Annotated in this window: 14 protein-coding genes; all 14 read right to left on the bottom strand. The window is 63.1% G+C overall.

Translation table 11 applies throughout. From position 1 onward, the window contains the following. Positions 1-17: 17 nt before the first annotated feature. The 14 genes from V7773_RS21250 to V7773_RS21185 all read right to left on the bottom strand — a co-directional run bounded on the left by V7773_RS21250 (position 18) and on the right by V7773_RS21185 (position 16,064). Complete coding sequence (locus V7773_RS21250; protein WP_336074982.1) at positions 18-707, bottom strand: N-acetyltransferase; 690 nt, start codon at positions 705-707, stop codon at positions 18-20. Beyond that, entirely contained in the window at positions 704-2,599 is a 1,896-nt protein-coding gene (locus V7773_RS21245) for a hypothetical protein (protein ID WP_336075015.1), read from the bottom strand. Before V7773_RS21245 ends, V7773_RS21250 begins: the two co-directional genes overlap by 4 nt. Positions 2,600-2,721: 122 nt before the next feature. Beyond that, the gene (locus V7773_RS21240) at positions 2,722-4,026 is read right to left on the bottom strand and encodes a lipopolysaccharide biosynthesis protein (protein WP_336074981.1); all 1,305 of its coding nucleotides are present in this window, start codon (positions 4,024-4,026) and stop codon (positions 2,722-2,724) included. Then, a complete protein-coding gene (locus V7773_RS21235; protein WP_336074980.1) occupies positions 4,023-5,027 on the bottom strand; it encodes a polysaccharide deacetylase family protein in 1,005 nt (334 codons plus the stop codon). The genes V7773_RS21240 and V7773_RS21235 overlap by 4 nt, the downstream gene beginning before the upstream one ends. A 12-nt stretch (positions 5,028-5,039) precedes the next feature. Continuing rightward, positions 5,040-6,176, bottom strand: a complete 1,137-nt coding sequence (locus V7773_RS21230; RefSeq protein WP_336074978.1) for a glycosyltransferase family 2 protein — start codon at positions 6,174-6,176, stop codon at positions 5,040-5,042. Further along, positions 6,169-7,128 (bottom strand): glycosyltransferase, encoded by a 960-nt coding sequence (locus V7773_RS21225; RefSeq protein ID WP_092222611.1) that lies wholly within the window; start codon positions 7,126-7,128, stop codon positions 6,169-6,171. The genes V7773_RS21230 and V7773_RS21225 overlap by 8 nt, the downstream gene beginning before the upstream one ends. Continuing rightward, the gene (locus V7773_RS21220; RefSeq protein ID WP_336074975.1) at positions 7,125-8,495 is read right to left on the bottom strand and encodes an O-antigen ligase family protein; all 1,371 of its coding nucleotides are present in this window, start codon (positions 8,493-8,495) and stop codon (positions 7,125-7,127) included. Before V7773_RS21220 ends, V7773_RS21225 begins: the two co-directional genes overlap by 4 nt. Continuing rightward, entirely contained in the window at positions 8,492-9,595 is a 1,104-nt protein-coding gene (locus tag V7773_RS21215) for a glycosyltransferase family 4 protein (RefSeq protein WP_092222616.1), read from the bottom strand. The genes V7773_RS21220 and V7773_RS21215 overlap by 4 nt, the downstream gene beginning before the upstream one ends. Then, positions 9,592-11,184: a GumC family protein gene (locus V7773_RS21210; protein WP_336074974.1), complete on the bottom strand. Its 1,593-nt coding sequence runs from the start codon at positions 11,182-11,184 to the stop codon at positions 9,592-9,594. The genes V7773_RS21215 and V7773_RS21210 overlap by 4 nt, the downstream gene beginning before the upstream one ends. Before the next feature lie 15 nt (positions 11,185-11,199). Then, a complete protein-coding gene (locus tag V7773_RS21205) occupies positions 11,200-12,225 on the bottom strand; it encodes a polysaccharide biosynthesis/export family protein (protein ID WP_336074971.1) in 1,026 nt (341 codons plus the stop codon). Positions 12,226-12,245: 20 nt separating this feature from the next. After that, on the bottom strand, positions 12,246-12,890 hold the full coding sequence (locus tag V7773_RS21200; RefSeq protein WP_063320360.1) for a CpsD/CapB family tyrosine-protein kinase: 645 nt from the start codon (positions 12,888-12,890) through the stop codon (positions 12,246-12,248). Beyond that, a complete protein-coding gene (locus V7773_RS21195; RefSeq protein WP_336074968.1) occupies positions 12,891-13,637 on the bottom strand; it encodes a sugar transferase in 747 nt (248 codons plus the stop codon). Continuing rightward, positions 13,624-14,703, bottom strand: a complete 1,080-nt coding sequence (locus tag V7773_RS21190) for an NAD-dependent epimerase (RefSeq protein WP_336074967.1) — start codon at positions 14,701-14,703, stop codon at positions 13,624-13,626. The genes V7773_RS21195 and V7773_RS21190 overlap by 14 nt, the downstream gene beginning before the upstream one ends. Continuing rightward, positions 14,700-16,064: a UDP-glucose dehydrogenase family protein gene (locus tag V7773_RS21185; RefSeq protein ID WP_336074965.1), complete on the bottom strand. Its 1,365-nt coding sequence runs from the start codon at positions 16,062-16,064 to the stop codon at positions 14,700-14,702. Before V7773_RS21185 ends, V7773_RS21190 begins: the two co-directional genes overlap by 4 nt. Between the last annotated feature and the right edge of the window lie 206 nt (positions 16,065-16,270).

The following is a 16,270-nucleotide window of genomic DNA, read 5'->3' as shown; positions in this document are numbered from 1 at the left end:
CCGGATCGCCCTGGGCATCACGCCGCCGCAGTCGATGCAACCGGCTGGGCCGGTTTACGAAAGGCGCCCAGCACCGATCCGCGGTAATACGTGTCGTGGAAGAACCGCCAGCGACCGAATAGGCAATACACGTGGGTGATCTTGCCGCGTTCCTGGAAACCCATGCGGATATGCATCTTGATCGCCTGGATGTTTTGCAAATCGCAGACATCGACCATGGTGTTGCAACCGTGGTCCGCCATGACTTTCCACATCTCCAACTGCATGTCCGCCGAGATACTGGAACCCCAGTATTTACGAATCGCCTCGCCACCGAATTGAAAGTACTCGCCAGGCTTGATCGGAAAGTTGCAGCGGTAGAAATGGCGGTCGAAATAGTCCCGTGTACTGGCCCAGGCAAAGCCCACGGTGTCGCCCTGGTCATCCAGGTACATCAAGCCGGTGTAACCTTCGGCCGCCAACTCGCGCATGGTTTCGACGCGGTCGCCAAAGTGCCGGGCAAAAGCATCGGCATTGCTGACCGTGATGAATTCCAGGCGCATCGCGGGGTACGGCTTGAGGTTGTGCGGGGGGAGCGGGGTTCGCACATCATGCTCCAGCCACACCAGTCGGGAATGAAAGAACATGTAGCGTCTGCATAGCTGTCTTAGAACGGCGCGCAGACCTTTTTTATGAATGCGATCACGCAATATTTGCAGAGCGTTCATGGTGCCTCCTGACGGGTGGCGGGTTGGGGGGAAAGCGGAGCGGTCCAACGGAGGGCGAACACGGTTTCCCCCGGCAGGAGAAACCCGACCTGGCCGGCCTTGCAATCAAACGGAACGCTGCGGCTGCGGTTGTCCGCGCCGAAATACATCAGGGTCATTCCCGGCTGCGGGCAAACCGTGCCGTCGAGGCTGACCTGATGGGCTCGCGTGCTTTTGTTCACGCCCAGCAGACTGCGTTGCTCCCCGGTGGCCATGGCCAGCGCATCGACTTCAAACGCGTCGTTGTCCAGGCGCAGCACCTGATCGAGCCAGTGTTGTTGGATGAACTGCTGGGCCAGGCCCACGGGCTTGAGTTCGAAGCGCTGGTTGTCCAGCATCCGTACCATGCCTTTGGGGTATTCAGGCTCGTCGACGAGCATGAACCAGTTGAGTATGTCGAGCCAACCATCCGCAGAGGCATTGATCGCCACCGATGTCCACCAAAGGGCGGCGTAATGGGTTTCCTGGTCGTAAGGACTCAGGCTCGAGCCGCTGGACATGTTGGTCTGATCCAACAGCAAAGCCTTGCGCGGGCGGCCCTGGCTATTCAATCCCACCAGATGGGCAGCCTGACGAACGCTATTGCGATAGACCCGCGTTGCCAGCAGGTCGCGGATCATCCATTCGTGCCAGGCCAGGGCGTCGATCTGATCATCGGATGTCGCCAGCAGACGCCGTGCCCAGTCGATTCCGCGTTTGTCAGCCGCGTTTTCGGCCAGAGGGCCGTTGATGAACCGCGAGCTGGCCGGTATGGCGATGCGCACACCTGCGCGAGCGTTGGCTGGATCGGCGCGGACTTGGGCAGCCATGCTCTGGAACACTTGCTGGTAACTGGCGAAGTCTGGGTAATTGAGGTTCGGCTCATCGGCAAAACTGAGGTAATGGAGGCCTTTGCCGCCCAAGGCTCGGGTCGACGCGAGCCAGGCTTGCAGGCCGTTGTTGCTGGTCCGGTCGGCGCGCAGATCGGCCTGACGTTGGCTGCCGGCCAGCAGGGTGACGTCTTGGCTGATGTCGAAGCGGTCCTGGTGCAAGCGTCGGAAAGCATCTTCGTAATTGGCCCGGGTCGCCGTGATATCGACGAAGCTGTAGCTCGTGGCCGCCTGGGGTTTTAGCGCATCGAGCACGGCGTAGCTGGATGGCGGCAGTAACACGTAGGGCAGGTATAGGCCCAGCTTGGGGGTCGTGCCGAGCGCCTCGTCGTGCAGCGTCAGGTGGGTTTGCCCTGGATCCTGGCGCAGCGGCTGCAGTTGCGACGGCTCCTGGGCGAACAGGTTGGCGGTGCCGTCCAGCCAGAACGCCGCCTTGCCGTTGCCTTGCAGATGCAGGCGCCAGATTTGATCGACGTCCGCCACCGGTAGGGCCACCTGATCGAATTGCCAATAGGCCCGGTATGGCTTGAGATTGAGTTGCAACTGCTTGCCGTCGGCAACGCGCCGGGCTTGCAACGCCCGCACGCCGGCGTGGAACTTACCCGCCAGCACAGCCTGTTCGCCGGCTGCCACTTTGAAATACAGCTCATCACCGTCGTGGGTTTCAGCGCTGAAATGCACCTTTGCCGGGGCGAATAGGGCGCGAGTGCGCGCGTCATGTTCAACCGTGTAGCGACGAAAACTGTAGCCGGGAATCTCCAGGCGATAGCTGGCACCGCCTGGTAACAAGGGCCACTGCTGCTCGCCCCGCACCTGATCGGCCTCGACCAGGCGTTCACCCACCAATCGCCCCTGGCCGTTGAGCAGATACAAGTGTTCGCTATTGGCCTCGGCTTGCCAGGCGGGTACCCAGCGCACGGTCACATAATCCGGGCGGTCGGTCTGCAGGTACAGGCTGCCGTCGCGGATACCGCTCCATTGCATCACCGCGCCCTGGGCCAAAAAAGTCAGGCTCCAAAGGCACAGGCCCGCAGCCGCCTTCCACCAGCGTCGCACCGGCCCCATCGCGAGCAGGCTCGCGATGGCGGTTTGGCTGGCAACCATGCTCATGCCGATTTCCCCAACAGCATCTGACGCATCGGCAGCAAATCGCTGGGCAAGATGATCAGCGTCTGCCACAGCGCCACGCCGCTGAGGCGGCAATACATTGCCAGTAGCCCCAGGGTGACGCCCAGGTAGGCGATAGAGGAAGCCGCTGCGGCGCCGACGATGCCGTAGCGCGGGATCAGGATCAGGTTCAGAGCCAGGCTCAACAACGCACCGGCTCCCATCAGGAGTGAAACGATGCCGGGACGGTCCTTACCCAGCAGGTCCAGGCGCAGGATGCTCGCATAGCACAGTCCGAACAGCCCCGGCAGCAACGCCAGCAAGGCCGGGTAGGCCGGTCGATAGGCGATGCCGAACAAGGTGACGATCAGCCACTCGCCGATCAGAGCCATGGTCAGGCAGGCGCCAAGCATCACCGTCGCGGTCAGGCGCAAGGCCAGCGGGGTCAGGCGCTTCATGTCGCTGTCCTGCTGCAGCAGGCGTTTCATCAGCGGTGTTGTAACCGCCTCCGGCACGATCAGCAGCAGTTCGGCCGCCGCGCTGGCCATGGCGTAGTGTCCCAGCGCCGTGCTGCCCAGCAGGGCGCCGATGAACAGATAATCCGAGCGCAGCATCACTTGCTGGAATAGCAGGTCTGGATGGCTGCGGGCACCGTAGCGCAACAGCTCATTCTGGCCGGCGCGATCCCAGTGCAGCGTGAATGTGTGATCGCGGCGCAACCAAACCCAACCAGTCAGTACCACCAGGCTCAGGCCCGCCAGCCAGCTGGTCAGCGCCGCTTCCAGGGCGGTGTCTTTCCACATCCAGAACAGCGCGATAAACAGCAGCAGCGGCGCCAGGGATTCCATCAGCCGCAAGGCGTTGAAAGCGCCGACGCCGCCGGAGGCGTTGTGCAGCGTCAACAGGCCACTCTTGAGTACTGTCAGCGGCACCGCCAGCAACAGCAGCCAGGCCAGCAATCCCAGTTGCGTGGTGATGTCCAGCTCAGCACCGAATTCACGTACCAGCGCCACCACCAACAGCGTCAACACCCCCGCCAGCAGGCAACCGAAGACCAGCACCTGGCTGAGCAACAAGCCCATCGAGCGATGCTGCGCGGCCTGGTAACCGACGGCGGAATTGAGGCCGCCACTGGTGGCTGCACTGATCAGGTCCGGCAGGGTGCTGAACAGCGCAAACAGACCGCGCTCGCTGGGTCCCAGGATCCGCGCCAGCAATACGTTGCGCAGCAGCCGCAGGCCGATCATCGCCAGGCTCGTGCCCATGCTCAGTGCCAGGTGCTTGAGATAGTGAGCGCGGCTCATGGGCGTGTCCCTCGGCGAATCCGCCAGGCCAGTAATTCGGGATGATGGGCATTGCGCTGACTGACGCCGAAGCGCGGCAGGTTCAGCGGGTCACCGTCGTTGCGATACAGCCCCGCCTCGGTGCCGAGGGCGAAGGCAAACCCATGGGCCGCCACCTGTTGGCGCACCCGGGCATCGTGATCGCCGTTGGGGTAGCAATACACCGGCAACGGATGGGCACAGCCGTTTTCCAGGGCGATCCAGCTGCGCGTCAGTTCTTCGTGCAGGCGCTGGTCATCCAGCCCGGTCAGGATCGCGTGGCTGGCGCCATGGGGACCGAAGCGGATCAGCCCGGAATCTTCGAGCATGCGCACCTGGGGCCAGTCCAGGGCCTGGGGCTGGGAACCCTGGGGGCAGGCGTCGGTGAGGTCGCTCAGCGTGTGGGTATCGAGACTCTTGAGGCTTTGCAGGTAATGCAGCAGCGCCAGGCTGCGGCGCTCGTCGTCGATGTCATCGAGCAGCACCGGCAACGGTCGACCGACGTGCTGCAAGTGCTCGATCAATGAGCGCCGTGCCACCTGGCCATGGCTGCCCCAGAGGGTTTCGCCGATGCTTTCCCACCAGAAGTGCTGGCGACTGCCGATGAAATCGGTGGAGAGGAAAATACTCGCCGGCACTTGGTATTGGCGCAGCAACGGAAAGGCATTCATGGCGTTGTCGCGCCAACCGTCGTCGAAGGTCAGGGCCACTCGCGGACGGTTCGGAACGGTTTCGGGATCGGCCAGCAACAAGGTCATCAGCGGCACGCACTCGAAATGCCGTAGCAGCCAGATCAGCAAATGTTCAAACGCTTCGGGCCCCACGCACAGTTCGTTGCGGTGGGGCAGTTCGGCGGCGCGGTCGTTGTTCAGTACACGATGGAGCATCAGGATCACGCCGGCGCCACGCAGGGGGTGGCGGCCCAGGGACGTGTTCAGGTACAGCCAGCCGCCGGTGCGCTTGAAGACTTGTTTGATTGACATGGGCCGTCCTCCTCAGCGGTTCTGTTCGGGGTTCCACTGGCTGTAGCGCTGGCCCCGCAGGAACTGCCAGAGCCCGATGCTCATGCCCGCCAGCGTCACCAGCACGAATGCGGCCAGGCGAAAGGGCCGGGGCAGGCGGTGGCGCGCGTCCATCAATCCGATCAGCGCCATGGCGTAACCGAGCAGTTGCGCCACCAGGCTCAGGCGATAGAACGGATGGTCGTTCCACAGCCAGGCATTGCTCAGCAAGAGCGGCAGCAGCAACACCGGCGCCAGGCGGCGGATCAACTTGTGGCTGATCAAGCCGATGGCGTAGAGCCCATGGCGCAGTGGGTTGAGCAGTTCCCGGCGCTGAGCCAGGCTCTGCAACCCGCCAACGGTGACCCGCTGGCGTCGGCGAAATTGCTTGTCGGCTTCGTCCACGCCCTGGTCGGTCACCCGGGCCTTGGGGGCATAGACGATGGATTTGCCGGCAGCTGGCGCGCAGGTGCTGAGGAAAAAGTCATCGTTGACCTGGGCCGGTATCGGTTGGAACAGCACCCGACGCAAAGCCAGCAACGCGCCGTCGGCCGAGACCATGCAACCGGTGCGATTCTCCACCCGACGCAACCAGCCTTCGTAATGGCGATACAGGCTGTCGCCCAGGCTCAGGCCCTTGCCCGGCACCGGGATTTCCATGTGCCCGGCGCAGGCGCCGACTTCCGGATCGCCCAAGGGCGCCAGCAGATGGCTGAGGGTGTCGTTGGCCCATTGGTTATCGGCGTCGGTGAACACCAGGATCTCGCCGTGGCTGTGGGCGACACCGGTATTGAGGGCGGCAGCCTTGCCTTGGCGCGGCAGGTCGAGCACGGTGATGCGCGGGTCGATCACCTTGCGTGCGCAGGCCACCGTGTCGTCGGTGGAGCCGTCGCTGGCGAGGATGATTCGCAATGAATGGGCCCGATAATCCTGGGCCAGCAAGGTGCGCAACTTGTCCTCGATGTGCCGCGCCTCGTTGTGGGCGGCAATGACGATGCTCACGTCCATCGGAAGCGCCTTGCCGTAGCGCCGCACCGGAAACAGCGGCGCCAGCAGGCTCAACATCAAGGGATAACCGAGGTAGGCGTACACCGGCAGCAACAGGCACGACCAGTAAATGAATTCAGCCACGGGCAGGTCTCCTGGCATTCCAATGACACAGATTGAGCAGCAGTGCGGCACCGGTCAGGTGCAGGCGCACCCCATGCAAGGCCCACAGTTGAAGCGTCAGGCGCAGGTCGCGCCGACTCTGGCGCAGGCTGAGGAACAAGGCCGGCAGCGAGGTGATCAGCAACAGCATCAGCGCCAGACGCAGTTGCCCCTGCAGCAGCGCCACCAACGTCAGCAAATCCAAGCCCCAGGCGCCAATGGACAGCGCCGGGAAGCGCAGCAGGCGCAGGCTCGGACCATGGCTGCGCAGCAGCTGCAAATGACTGCCCTGGCGCCACAGCTCCTTGCTCATCCACTCGCGCCAACTGCCTTCGTAGCCCCAATGCAAGGCCACGCTTTCATTGACCAGCAACAGCTGCGCTCCGGCCTGGCGCAGGCGCCAGGAGAAATCCTTGTCTTCGCCAGTGCGCAGGCTCTCGTCGAAGCCGCCGACCCGTTCGAACCAACGGCGGCGCATCAACAGGTTGGCGCTGGGCAGCCACTGCACCCGATGCAGGAGACGTGATGCCGGGCGTTGGCTGCGGCGCTGCCAGGCTTCGGCGAACCACGGTGCCTGCCGGGGCGTGTCCAGATCCAGGCCCAGCACATCGCCCTGGTGGCCTTCGAGCTCCAGCAACAGCTTGAGCCAGTCGGCCGGCATTTCGATGTCGGCGTCGATGAACGCCAGCCAGTCGCCACTGGCGACGGCGGCGCCGCGGTTGCGCAGGGCGCCGATGTGCACGCCGGGTACGATCAGCACCCGCGCGCCCAACTCATTGGCGATGCGCGGGCCAGCGTCGTCGGAACCGTTGTCCACCACGATCAATTCGCACTCCAGCTGCGCCTGGCGCGCGGCTTCCTGCGCAGCCAACAGCGTGCGGCCGATGTGACGCGCCTCGTTGTACATCGGGATCACAATGCTGACCCGGCTCATGGGCGAGCCTCCAGTGGCGCGGCCCGTTCGGCGTCGTAGCGCAACACGCTGGTGAGGGCGAGCATGATCCACAGCAACTTGTGGTTCGGCGCACTGAGAAACATCAGGAACAACGCCAGCGAGAGGAAACTCATGCCCAGGTGCGTCAGCAGGTCGGCTTGCGCCCAGTCCCGGCGTTGCAGCCAGAGGCGTCGGGCATGCAGCAGGTTGTACAGGCCAAGGCCGAGCATGCCGACGAACATCAGCCCGCCCGGCACGCCGATTTCGCTGAAAATTTCCAGGTAGGTGTTATGGGCCCGGCGATACAGGTCCCCCAGCTTGCGGTTGGCCGAGAACGCCTTGGCATAGCCGGTGGGCGCGTAGTGCAGGGGAAAGGTTCCGGGTCCTGACCCGAGTATCGGGTTCTCGCGGATCATCTGGCTGCCGACCAGGATGTACGAGGCGCGGCGGCCCAGGGACTCGTCCTTGTGGGCGTTGACGCCGGCGCTGAGGATGCTCAACGACTGGATACGTGCCACGTAGCCGGCGGGCATCACCGCGACCGCCAGGGGAATCAACAGTGCCAGCCCAAGCATGGCGAAGCCCAGGTGCCGCGGACGGATGCGCGGCAGCTGCGCACGATAGTGGTACAAACCGATCACCAGACTGAGCAACAGCACCACCAGTCCGGAGCGCGACTCGGTCTTGGTCATGCCGCCGAGCAACAGGATGAACCCTGCGCTCCAGAACAATCGGTGCAACAGGTTCGGACTGCGCAGCACCAGCCACAAGGCCAGCGGTACGGTGAACGCAATCAACAGGGCAAAGACGTTGGGGTCTTCCAGCAGGCCGGAAGCGCGGCCCTGATCCTGATATTGGGCCGAGAACATGGCGAGCACGCACGTGGTGGAGACGCTCACCGTCATCAGGCGGGCGAACAGGTCCAGGTTCAGTTCGCGACCGATCAGCAGGGTGATCACGAAGAGAATCAGCCCCACCGTCAGCTCTCGCAGGTGGGTCAGGGACAGGTCCATGTTTTCCGAGAGCAACAGACTCAGGCCATAGAGCACCATGAAGCCGATCAGCGGCTTCCAGATATTGCTGCGCAAGCGTGTCGCGGGAATCTGGTGCAGGGCCAGTTGCAGCATCAAGATCAGGATCAGCGCCAGGCCAAAGAACTTGCTGCCGGAAAACGCGCTGTCCTTGAACAGGCCTTCGAATGGCACCAGCGCGGCAATGCCCAGCAAACCCCAGCCGGGCTTGCGGTACAGCATGGCGACCCCGACCAGGCCGAGCACCGCGCCCGGTGCCAGGAATGGATAAGGGCTGGCCAGCAACGCCAGGCACACAAGGCCCAGCAGGCTGACGATCGAGAGCGGGACAATCATGAGCGAGCCTCCCGTGCCGTGCGGATGTAAAGCTGCGACCAGCATTCGGCCAGCGTGCGCAGGTCGTAGCGGTCCCGTTGGGTACGGCGTGCGTTATCGGCCAGGATCCGCGCCAGGGGCGGTTCGCTGAACAGTGTTTCGATCTGCGCTGCCAGTTCCGCGCTGTTGGCCGGTGCCGCGAGCAGGCCGTTATGACGGTCCTGCAATACGTCGGGAATGCCGCCGACGCCGAACGCCACCACCGGCACGCCGGCCTGCATGGCTTCGAGCAGAATCATCGGGGTGCCTTCGGTGCGCGAACTGATCACCAGGGCGTCGAGGCGACTCCACCAGGCGTTCATGTCGGTCTGGTAGCCCGGCAATTCGATACGCGTGGGCAGTCCGGCGTCAGTGATGCGCTTGAGCAGCGCCTGGCGCTCAGGGCCGTCGCCGAGCATCACCGCGTGCAGCGATGCATGCTTCTGGCACAGCGGAATCATGGCGTCGAGAAACAGGTCAGGACCTTTCTCGCTGCTCAAGCGGCCGACGTAGCCGACCCGCCAGCGTTGCTTGTCGGCGCGATGGGCCAGCGGCGTGCTGGCCGCTGGCAGGCCGTTGGGAATGACGTCGAGTTTTTCCGCCTGCACGCTGGCTCGGCGATGCAGCGTGGCGATGCTCTCGGCCACGCAGACGACCCGCTTGACCGAGGCGGTGCGGCACAGTTGCAGGCTCAGCCAGGTATAGAAGCGCTGCTTGGGGCTCCGTGGGGTGAAGCCATGCTGGGTAATCACCAGCGGCAGGCCCAGCAGCGTGGCGGCGGACCAGCCGAACAACAGCCCCTTGAAGTTGTGGGTGTTGATCAGCGGCCGCTCGTCCCGGCGCTGGCGCAAGTGCTGCAACAACTCGGCCCAACTGGCGCAATGACGGCAATCGACCCCGGCCTGGCGAAAACGCGTGATCAAGGTGGGTGGCGCCGCCAGGAACAGCACCTGGTGCTGCCCAGGCGTCGCCAGGCAATGATCGAGCAGCATCCGCTCGGCCCCATAGAAGCCGCCGCTGTCGAGCAGATGAATGATCGACAGGGGACTGCTGTGGCGGGTCGGGCCGAACGGCGCGTTCAATTTCGCACCCAATGGACAAGGCTGGGCAGGCTCCAGTTGCGGTGCGGGTTGACCTTGTCGGGGGACTGCTCGTTGATGACCAACAGCACCGGCACATCCAGTTGCTGGGTGATTTGCGCTGGGTGCTTGAAGCGATGGTCGAAGAACTCACGCACATAGACCAGGGCGATCGCCAGCAGCAGGCCGCTGAACATGCCAAAGACAATGATCAGCATCGGCTTGGGAAAGGCCGCAGCGGTTGGTTCGAACGGCGGGCTCAGGACCCGGGCGTTGGACAGGTCGTTGTCCAGCGAACGCGCGGTGCTGGCTTCGGCGAAGCGCTGGGCGTAGGTGGAGAAGGCCGCATGCAAGGCGTTGATCTCGGTGTCCATCTGCCGCAGCTTGCTCTGGGTTTCCTGCAATTGATGGATGCGCTGCTTGAAGGCGGCGATGCGTTCGATCTTCTGATTGATCACCGAACTGACCACCGCCAGATCGGTGGTGCGTTCCTGAATGCGGTTGTTCACCACCTTCAGGAACTGCTGGCGCGTGCGGACGATCTGTTCCCGGGCCAGCAGCATCGGTTCGCTGCTGGGCTGGAAGATCGCCAGGTCATTCATGTAGCGGCTGACCTGGCTGGTCAGTTGCTCGCCCAGCTGTCTGATTTCCCGGTCTTCGAAGGCAATGTTGTCCACGGTGGTAGTGAAGGTGAACGGGAAGGTGTAGTCGTTGAACCGCGAACTGTTCGCCGCCGCGAGACTGGTCTTGAGGTAATCGAGCCAGCGTTGGCTTTGCAGCAGGCGATCCTGGTACAGGTTCAGGGCCTGCTCTTCGGTATTGATGGCGTTCAGGCGGAAGGTGACTTCTTCCTTGGGATCGGACGATCCGATGTTTTCAAGCAGCCCCAGCCGGTTGCCTTCCAGGCCGTCGAGACGGGTCTGGTACTGGGCTTTCTTCTGCTCATAGAACGTCTGCGGCAGTTCGATCGATTGCAGGTCCTGGCGGCTGCTGAGGTAGTTCTGCAGCAGTTGCGCCACGAACCGGGTGCCCTGGGCCGGGTCGCCGAAACTGTAGACGATGGAGATGACGTTGGAGCCGGGCAGGGTCTCGATCTTCAGGTTTTCGATGGCCTCGTCGGTCAGCGTATCGAGCACGGTATCGCGCACCGGATCGACTTCAAGCCCCAGACCATCGCGCAGGGGGTTGATGACGTACTCGCGCAGTGGCTGGGTGATGTAGCGCTTGAGCGGCTCGCTCACCCATTTGTTGAGGATGCCCGGGCTGGGCGTGTATTCGCCCTGGTCGCGCAGGGTGCTGATGGTCTGCCGGATCAACGCTGGCGAGCGCAGGATATTGCTTTCGGTTTCCATGTCCGCCAGGGACGGCGGGATGAAGGTCGCGTTTTCCTGGTTCAGCGACGTGGTGGCGTCGCCCTGGGAGAGTTTTTTCGACTGGACGATCACCTGGGCAGTGATATCGAAGCTCTGCTTGAGCATCAACGGCAGCACCAGGGCGATCACGGCGAAAATCAGGAAGATACGCTTCACCCACTGCTTGTTGGCGAAGAAGATCCTGAAGAACTCGTGCAGATAGTTTTCCTTGGGGTTCATGATCGGTCACCTGGGTCAGTTGCTGTCGCTGCTTTTGTTGTCGAGGCGGTAGCCGAGGCTGACGCCAACGCCCTGGAACAGCACCACGTCGGCCAGTTGCCGGGCCATTTCACCGGCTTTGGCCAGGCCGGTCTTGGGCACGAAAAGCATGTCTTCCGGTTGCAGGTAGGCGATCTGCGAGGCGTCCCCGCTCAGGGCCTTCTCCACGTCGTAATGACGGGCTTCAACCTGATTGCCGTTGCGCCGCATGATCACCACCGAGTCGAGCCGGGCCTTGACGTTGGTGCCACGGGCCAAGGTCAGGGCCTCGAGGACCGAGATCGGCCGGCGGATCGGGTAGGAACCGGGCTGTGCCACCTCACCGAGGACATAGATTTCGTTGCCGGCGGTGGACTTGAGCAGCACGTCGACGGTCATGCGGCCGGGCAGTTGGGCATAGCGCTCGTTGAGGAACGTCTCCAGTTGGGTCACGGTCATGCCCTGCAACGGCACCGCGCCGATTTCCGGGAAGCTGGCATACCCATCCCGGCCTACGATGATCTCCCGGCTCATGCCCGTGGCCGGGTGGGTCAGGGTGTTGCGCAGGTTCGTCTCGCTGCTCAGCGGGCTGGTCACCATCACCGTCAACTGATTGCGGTTGGGCTGGAACAGCATCTTCTGGTCGTAGGCACGCTGCACCGCCAGGCGCGCTTCATCGGTGGTCAGGCCGGCGACTTTCACCGAGGTGTTGGCCCCCGGCAGTTCGATACTGCCGTCGGGCATTACCTGTTGCGTGCCGTTGAGCTGGCTGGCGGCGGTGAAATTCAGGGCCACCTGGTCACCTGGCTGCACGCGGTAGGCCTGGGGGCCGGTGGTGCTGATGTGGAAAATCACATCCAGTACGTCCTGGGGCCGCAGGGTCTGTTCGACCTTGGGCATGTCGGTGGCCTGGGCGTTGGCCGGCGCGGCTGTGAGGATCTGCACCGGCATCGAGCGGGTATCGGTATTGCTGGAGCAACCGGCAAGCGGCAGCAACAGCAGGACAAGCATTCTGGCGTTCATCTCGTCATCCTTTTGCAGGCTTACAGGTTGTTGTAGAGCCACTTGGGCATGTAGTACTTGCGGCGATTGAACACGCTGCCAACCACTTTCGCCCCGGCCTGGGACAAACGCTGGCGGGCGGCCTGGGCCACTTCCCAGCGGGTGTCTTCACCGCGCACCACCAGCACCACGCCGTCGACCTGGGTGCTGAGCACCAGTGTGTCGCTGGCCGAATACACCGCGTCGGCGTCGATCACCACAAAGCGGTATTGCGCCGCCAGTTGCCTGAACAGTGGGCGCAGTCGTTCGGGGCTCAAGCGTTCGGCATTGCGGCCCAGGCGCCCGTGGGGCAACACGTCGAAGGGCAGGCTGGACGCCTGCACCACGCAGTCCTGCAGCAAGGGCGGGGCGAGGCTGTTGAACAACAGATCGGTAAAACCGCGCTCCTTGTGCAACGACAGTTGCTGGCTGAGGTTGCGCGGTGACTGGCTGGCATCCACCAGCAGTACGCGACCGTTGCTCATCTGCGCCAGTTGAGCGGCCAGCGCCATCGCGCTGGTGCTGGTTCCGGTGCCTGTGTTGGCGGACGTCAAGAGCAGGATCCGCAGGGAAGGGTCGAGCACGGTCGAGGTCAGGTTGGTCTCGCTCGGGCTGGCTATGGTCAGGATATTCGTTGAACCGTCCATTTAACTCGCTCCGTGGCCGCTGAACACTTTGAAGGGGGTAATCATCAGGATCTTCAAATCCAGCCACAGGCTTTGTTCAGCGATATAGCTGAGGTCCAATTCCACACGCTGGTCGAAGTCGATATTGCTGCGCCCGGAGATCTGCCAAAGGCCGGTCATGCCGGGGTAGATGCTCAGGCGCACAAGATGGTTGTCCTTGTAGCGATAGGCGTTGAACGAGGTCGGCCGGGGGCCCACCAGGCGCATGTCGCCGGTCACTACATTGATCAGGTTCGGTAGTTCGTCGAGGCTGCTGCGTCGCAGGAACCGACCGATGGGCGTGATGCGCGGGTCGTTGTCGATCTTGAAATCGATGGCATCGGCACCGTGTTTGTTGAGGTGGCGCAGCGACTCCTTGAGGGCTTCGGCGTCGGCCACCATGGTGCGGAACTTGTACATGCCGAAGACTCGGCCGCGATACCCGGTGCGCTTTTGCACGAACAGCACGGGACCGGGGCTGGAGAACTTGACCAGCAGCGCCAGGCCCAGCAGCAGCGGGCAAAACAGCAGCAGGATCGCCAGTGCGCCGAGGCAGGCCACTATGCGATTGGTGCGCGAGACCGTCCAGGGCCGGCCGCCGTCGCGACCGGTCAACCAACCTCGACCCTGGCGGTGGATGGCCGCGTCCAGGCGCCTGCGGTGGTCGGGATCGACACGCTTGTCGCGTCCAGGGGCGTTGATCTCGATGACTTGCTCATGTCGGGTCATGGATTCCTCCGCTGAGGTTGGGCCGCAAGCGTTCAGTTGCGAGCGGTGCGTGGGCAGGCTGTACGTAGTAATCGAGGAACCACCGGATGAAGCGGCCCAGGCCGTCGTCCAGTTCGATACACGGCTTGAAACCGGTGGCCTGTGCCAGGTCGCTGGCATCGGCGCAGGTGTTGAGCACATCTCCTGCTTGCAGGGGGAGCAGTTCGATGCGGGCGGTTTGTCCCAGGTGCTTTTCCAGCAGTGCGACATAGGTGCGCAGCGCCACCGGGTGCTGCCCGCCGATGTTGTAGATCCGCCAGGGCGCACGGCTGGTGGCCGGGTCCGGTTGTTCGTGATCCAACAGGGGCGTGACCTGGGGCGCACGGTCGAGCAGGCGGGCGATGCTTTCGACGATGTCGTCGATGTAGGTGAAATCGCGTTGGTGCTCGCCGTGATTGAACAGTTGCAGCACACGGTCTTCGACGATGGCGCGGGCAAACTGGATCGGCGACATGTCTGGCCGGCCCCAAGGGCCGTACACCGTGAAGAAGCGCAGGCCGGTGCAGGGAATGCCGAACAGGTGGCTGTAGCTGTGGGCCATCAGTTCGTTGGCTTTTTTGCTGGCCGCGTACAGCGACAGCGGATGGTCGACGTTGTCCTGCACCGAATAAGGCGTGCGCGAATTGGCGCCGTATACCGAGCTTGAGGAGGCGTAGATCAGGTGCTTGACCGGATAGCGGCGGCAGTTTTCCAGAATATTCAGGAACCCGGTGATGTTGCTGTCGACATAGGCCTGTGGTTTTTCCAGCGAGTAGCGCACGCCCGCTTGGGCGGCAAGGTGAATCACTACGTCCGGACGCCGGGCCTGGAACAGTTCATCGATGGCCGGCGCGTCGACCAGATCGATCCGCGCCAGGGGAAATTCGCCGGCCTGCTCGTTCACCCAGGTCACGCGGTCGTGCTTGAGCTGCGGGTCGTAGTAGTCGTTGAAATTGTCCAGCCCGCACACCCGATGGCCGTCGCGCAGCAGTCGCAGCACGACGTGGGCGCCGATGAAACCGGCCGCGCCGGTGACCAGGATGTTCATGCTTGCGGCCCGGGTAGCGGGGTGCCCGGCACGGTGTGCCGCAGCCCGATACCGCGATACAGCAGTCCAGCGGCGGCCAGGTGTTCGGGGTTGTACAGGTTGCGGCCATCGATGATCACCCGGGCGCGCAACTTGCTGGCCAGCAGGTCGAAGTCCACCACGCGAAAATTCTTCCACTCGGTGCAGATCACCAGGGCGTCGGCGTCTTCCAGGGTGTCGTCGCGGGTGGCGCAGAGGTTCAGGTCCTTGCGATAGCCGTAGAGGCGCCGACATTCGGACATGGCTTCCGGGTCATAGGCGTGGACGCGGGCGCCTTCGCGCCACAGCGCTTCCATCAGGTAGCGGCTGGGGGCTTCGCGCATGTCATCGGTGTTGGGCTTGAATGCCAGGCCCCAGATGGCAATCGATTTGCCGGCCAGGCCCTCCTGGAATTGCGTCGCCAGTTTCTCGAAAAGGATGTGCCGCTGGCTGTCGTTGACGTCGGTGACGCTGCGCAACAAGCGCAGTGGCATGCCGTTTTGTTCGGCGGTGTGTAGCAAGGCCCGCAGGTCTTTGGGAAAGCATGAGCCGCCAAAACCGCAGCCGGGGTAGATGAAGTGGTAACCGATGCGTGGGTCCGAGCCGATGCCTTTGCGCACGGCTTCGATGTCGGCGCCCAGCCGTTCAGTGAGGTTGGCCAGTTCGTTCATGAAGCTGATGCGGGTGGCGAGCATGGCATTGGCGGCGTACTTGGTCAGTTCGGCGCTGCGGTTGTCCATGAACATCAGTTTTTCGTGGTTGCGGCAAAAGGGCGCGTAGAGCTCCGTCATCTGGTCGCGGGCCAGCGGGTCGGCGGTGCCGATGATGATCCGGTCGGGGCGCATGCAATCGGCCAGCGCACTGCCTTCCTTGAGGAACTCGGGATTGGACACCACGCGTACGTTCAACTGTTTCAGGCCCCGCCGCGCCAGCGCCTGGCGAGCGCATTCGGCCACTTTGTCGGCCGTGCCCACCGGCACCGTGGACTTGATGACCAGGGTGCGGTCGCTGTCCATGAAGTCGGCGATTTGCCGGGCGACGGCCAGCACATGGCTCAGGTCTGCCGAGCCGTCTTCATCGGCGGGGGTGCCGACGGCGATGAAAATCAGCTCGCCATGATTGACTGCGTCGCTGGCCTGGGAGCTGAACGACAAGCGTCCTTCCTTGATGTTGTCTTCGAGCAAGCTGGACAGCCCCGGCTCGCTGATGGTCGGTACGGCCTGTTGCAGTTGCCGGATTTTGTTCGGGTCGATATCGATGCACAAAACGCGGTGTCCGACGTCGGCCATGGCGGCGGCCTGGATCAGCCCGACATACCCCGTACCAAATACGCTCACGTCCATTTTTGGCGCGCCTCGCAAACCGAATGATGTAACTCGGATGAAACTGTTTAGAGGGGTATAGCGCAGCTTCGGAAAAGCGTGTCAGCAAAATGACAGTTGTCAGTGTTGGCAATTCAAGTGAAATCGGGCCTTTTGATATCAAGTCCTTGACTGTCTTAGTAAAGTGGCTGTTTTATTGGGCTTTGCGGGGATTTGACAAAGCGATA

Source organism: Pseudomonas sp. 3JA (genome assembly GCF_036961705.1).
GTDB lineage: Bacteria > Pseudomonadota > Gammaproteobacteria > Pseudomonadales > Pseudomonadaceae > Aquipseudomonas > Aquipseudomonas fluorescens_Q.
This window is presented reverse-complemented; position numbering and strand designations above follow the sequence as displayed.

What these genes read in the sequence shown, in the direction of transcription:
- V7773_RS21200 (WP_063320360.1), bottom strand. Translation starts at nt 12,890, where the DNA reads ATGGACGGTTCAACGAATATCCTGACCATAGCCAGCCCGAGCGAGACC.
- V7773_RS21210 (WP_336074974.1), bottom strand. Translation starts at nt 11,184, where the DNA reads ATGAACCCCAAGGAAAACTATCTGCACGAGTTCTTCAGGATCTTCTTC.
- V7773_RS21245 (WP_336075015.1), bottom strand. Translation starts at nt 2,599, where the DNA reads ATGCAATGGAGCGGTATCCGCGACGGCAGCCTGTACCTGCAGACCGAC.
- V7773_RS21190 (WP_336074967.1), bottom strand. Translation starts at nt 14,703, where the DNA reads ATGAACATCCTGGTCACCGGCGCGGCCGGTTTCATCGGCGCCCACGTC.
- V7773_RS21250 (WP_336074982.1), bottom strand. Translation starts at nt 707, where the DNA reads ATGAACGCTCTGCAAATATTGCGTGATCGCATTCATAAAAAAGGTCTG.
- V7773_RS21205 (WP_336074971.1), bottom strand. Translation starts at nt 12,225, where the DNA reads ATGAACGCCAGAATGCTTGTCCTGCTGTTGCTGCCGCTTGCCGGTTGC.
- V7773_RS21235 (WP_336074980.1), bottom strand. Translation starts at nt 5,027, where the DNA reads ATGTCAATCAAACAAGTCTTCAAGCGCACCGGCGGCTGGCTGTACCTG.
- V7773_RS21225 (WP_092222611.1), bottom strand. Translation starts at nt 7,128, where the DNA reads ATGAGCCGGGTCAGCATTGTGATCCCGATGTACAACGAGGCGCGTCAC.
- V7773_RS21220 (WP_336074975.1), bottom strand. Translation starts at nt 8,495, where the DNA reads ATGATTGTCCCGCTCTCGATCGTCAGCCTGCTGGGCCTTGTGTGCCTG.
- V7773_RS21240 (WP_336074981.1), bottom strand. Translation starts at nt 4,026, where the DNA reads ATGAGCCGCGCTCACTATCTCAAGCACCTGGCACTGAGCATGGGCACG.
- V7773_RS21185 (WP_336074965.1), bottom strand. Translation starts at nt 16,064, where the DNA reads ATGGACGTGAGCGTATTTGGTACGGGGTATGTCGGGCTGATCCAGGCC.
- V7773_RS21195 (WP_336074968.1), bottom strand. Translation starts at nt 13,637, where the DNA reads ATGACCCGACATGAGCAAGTCATCGAGATCAACGCCCCTGGACGCGAC.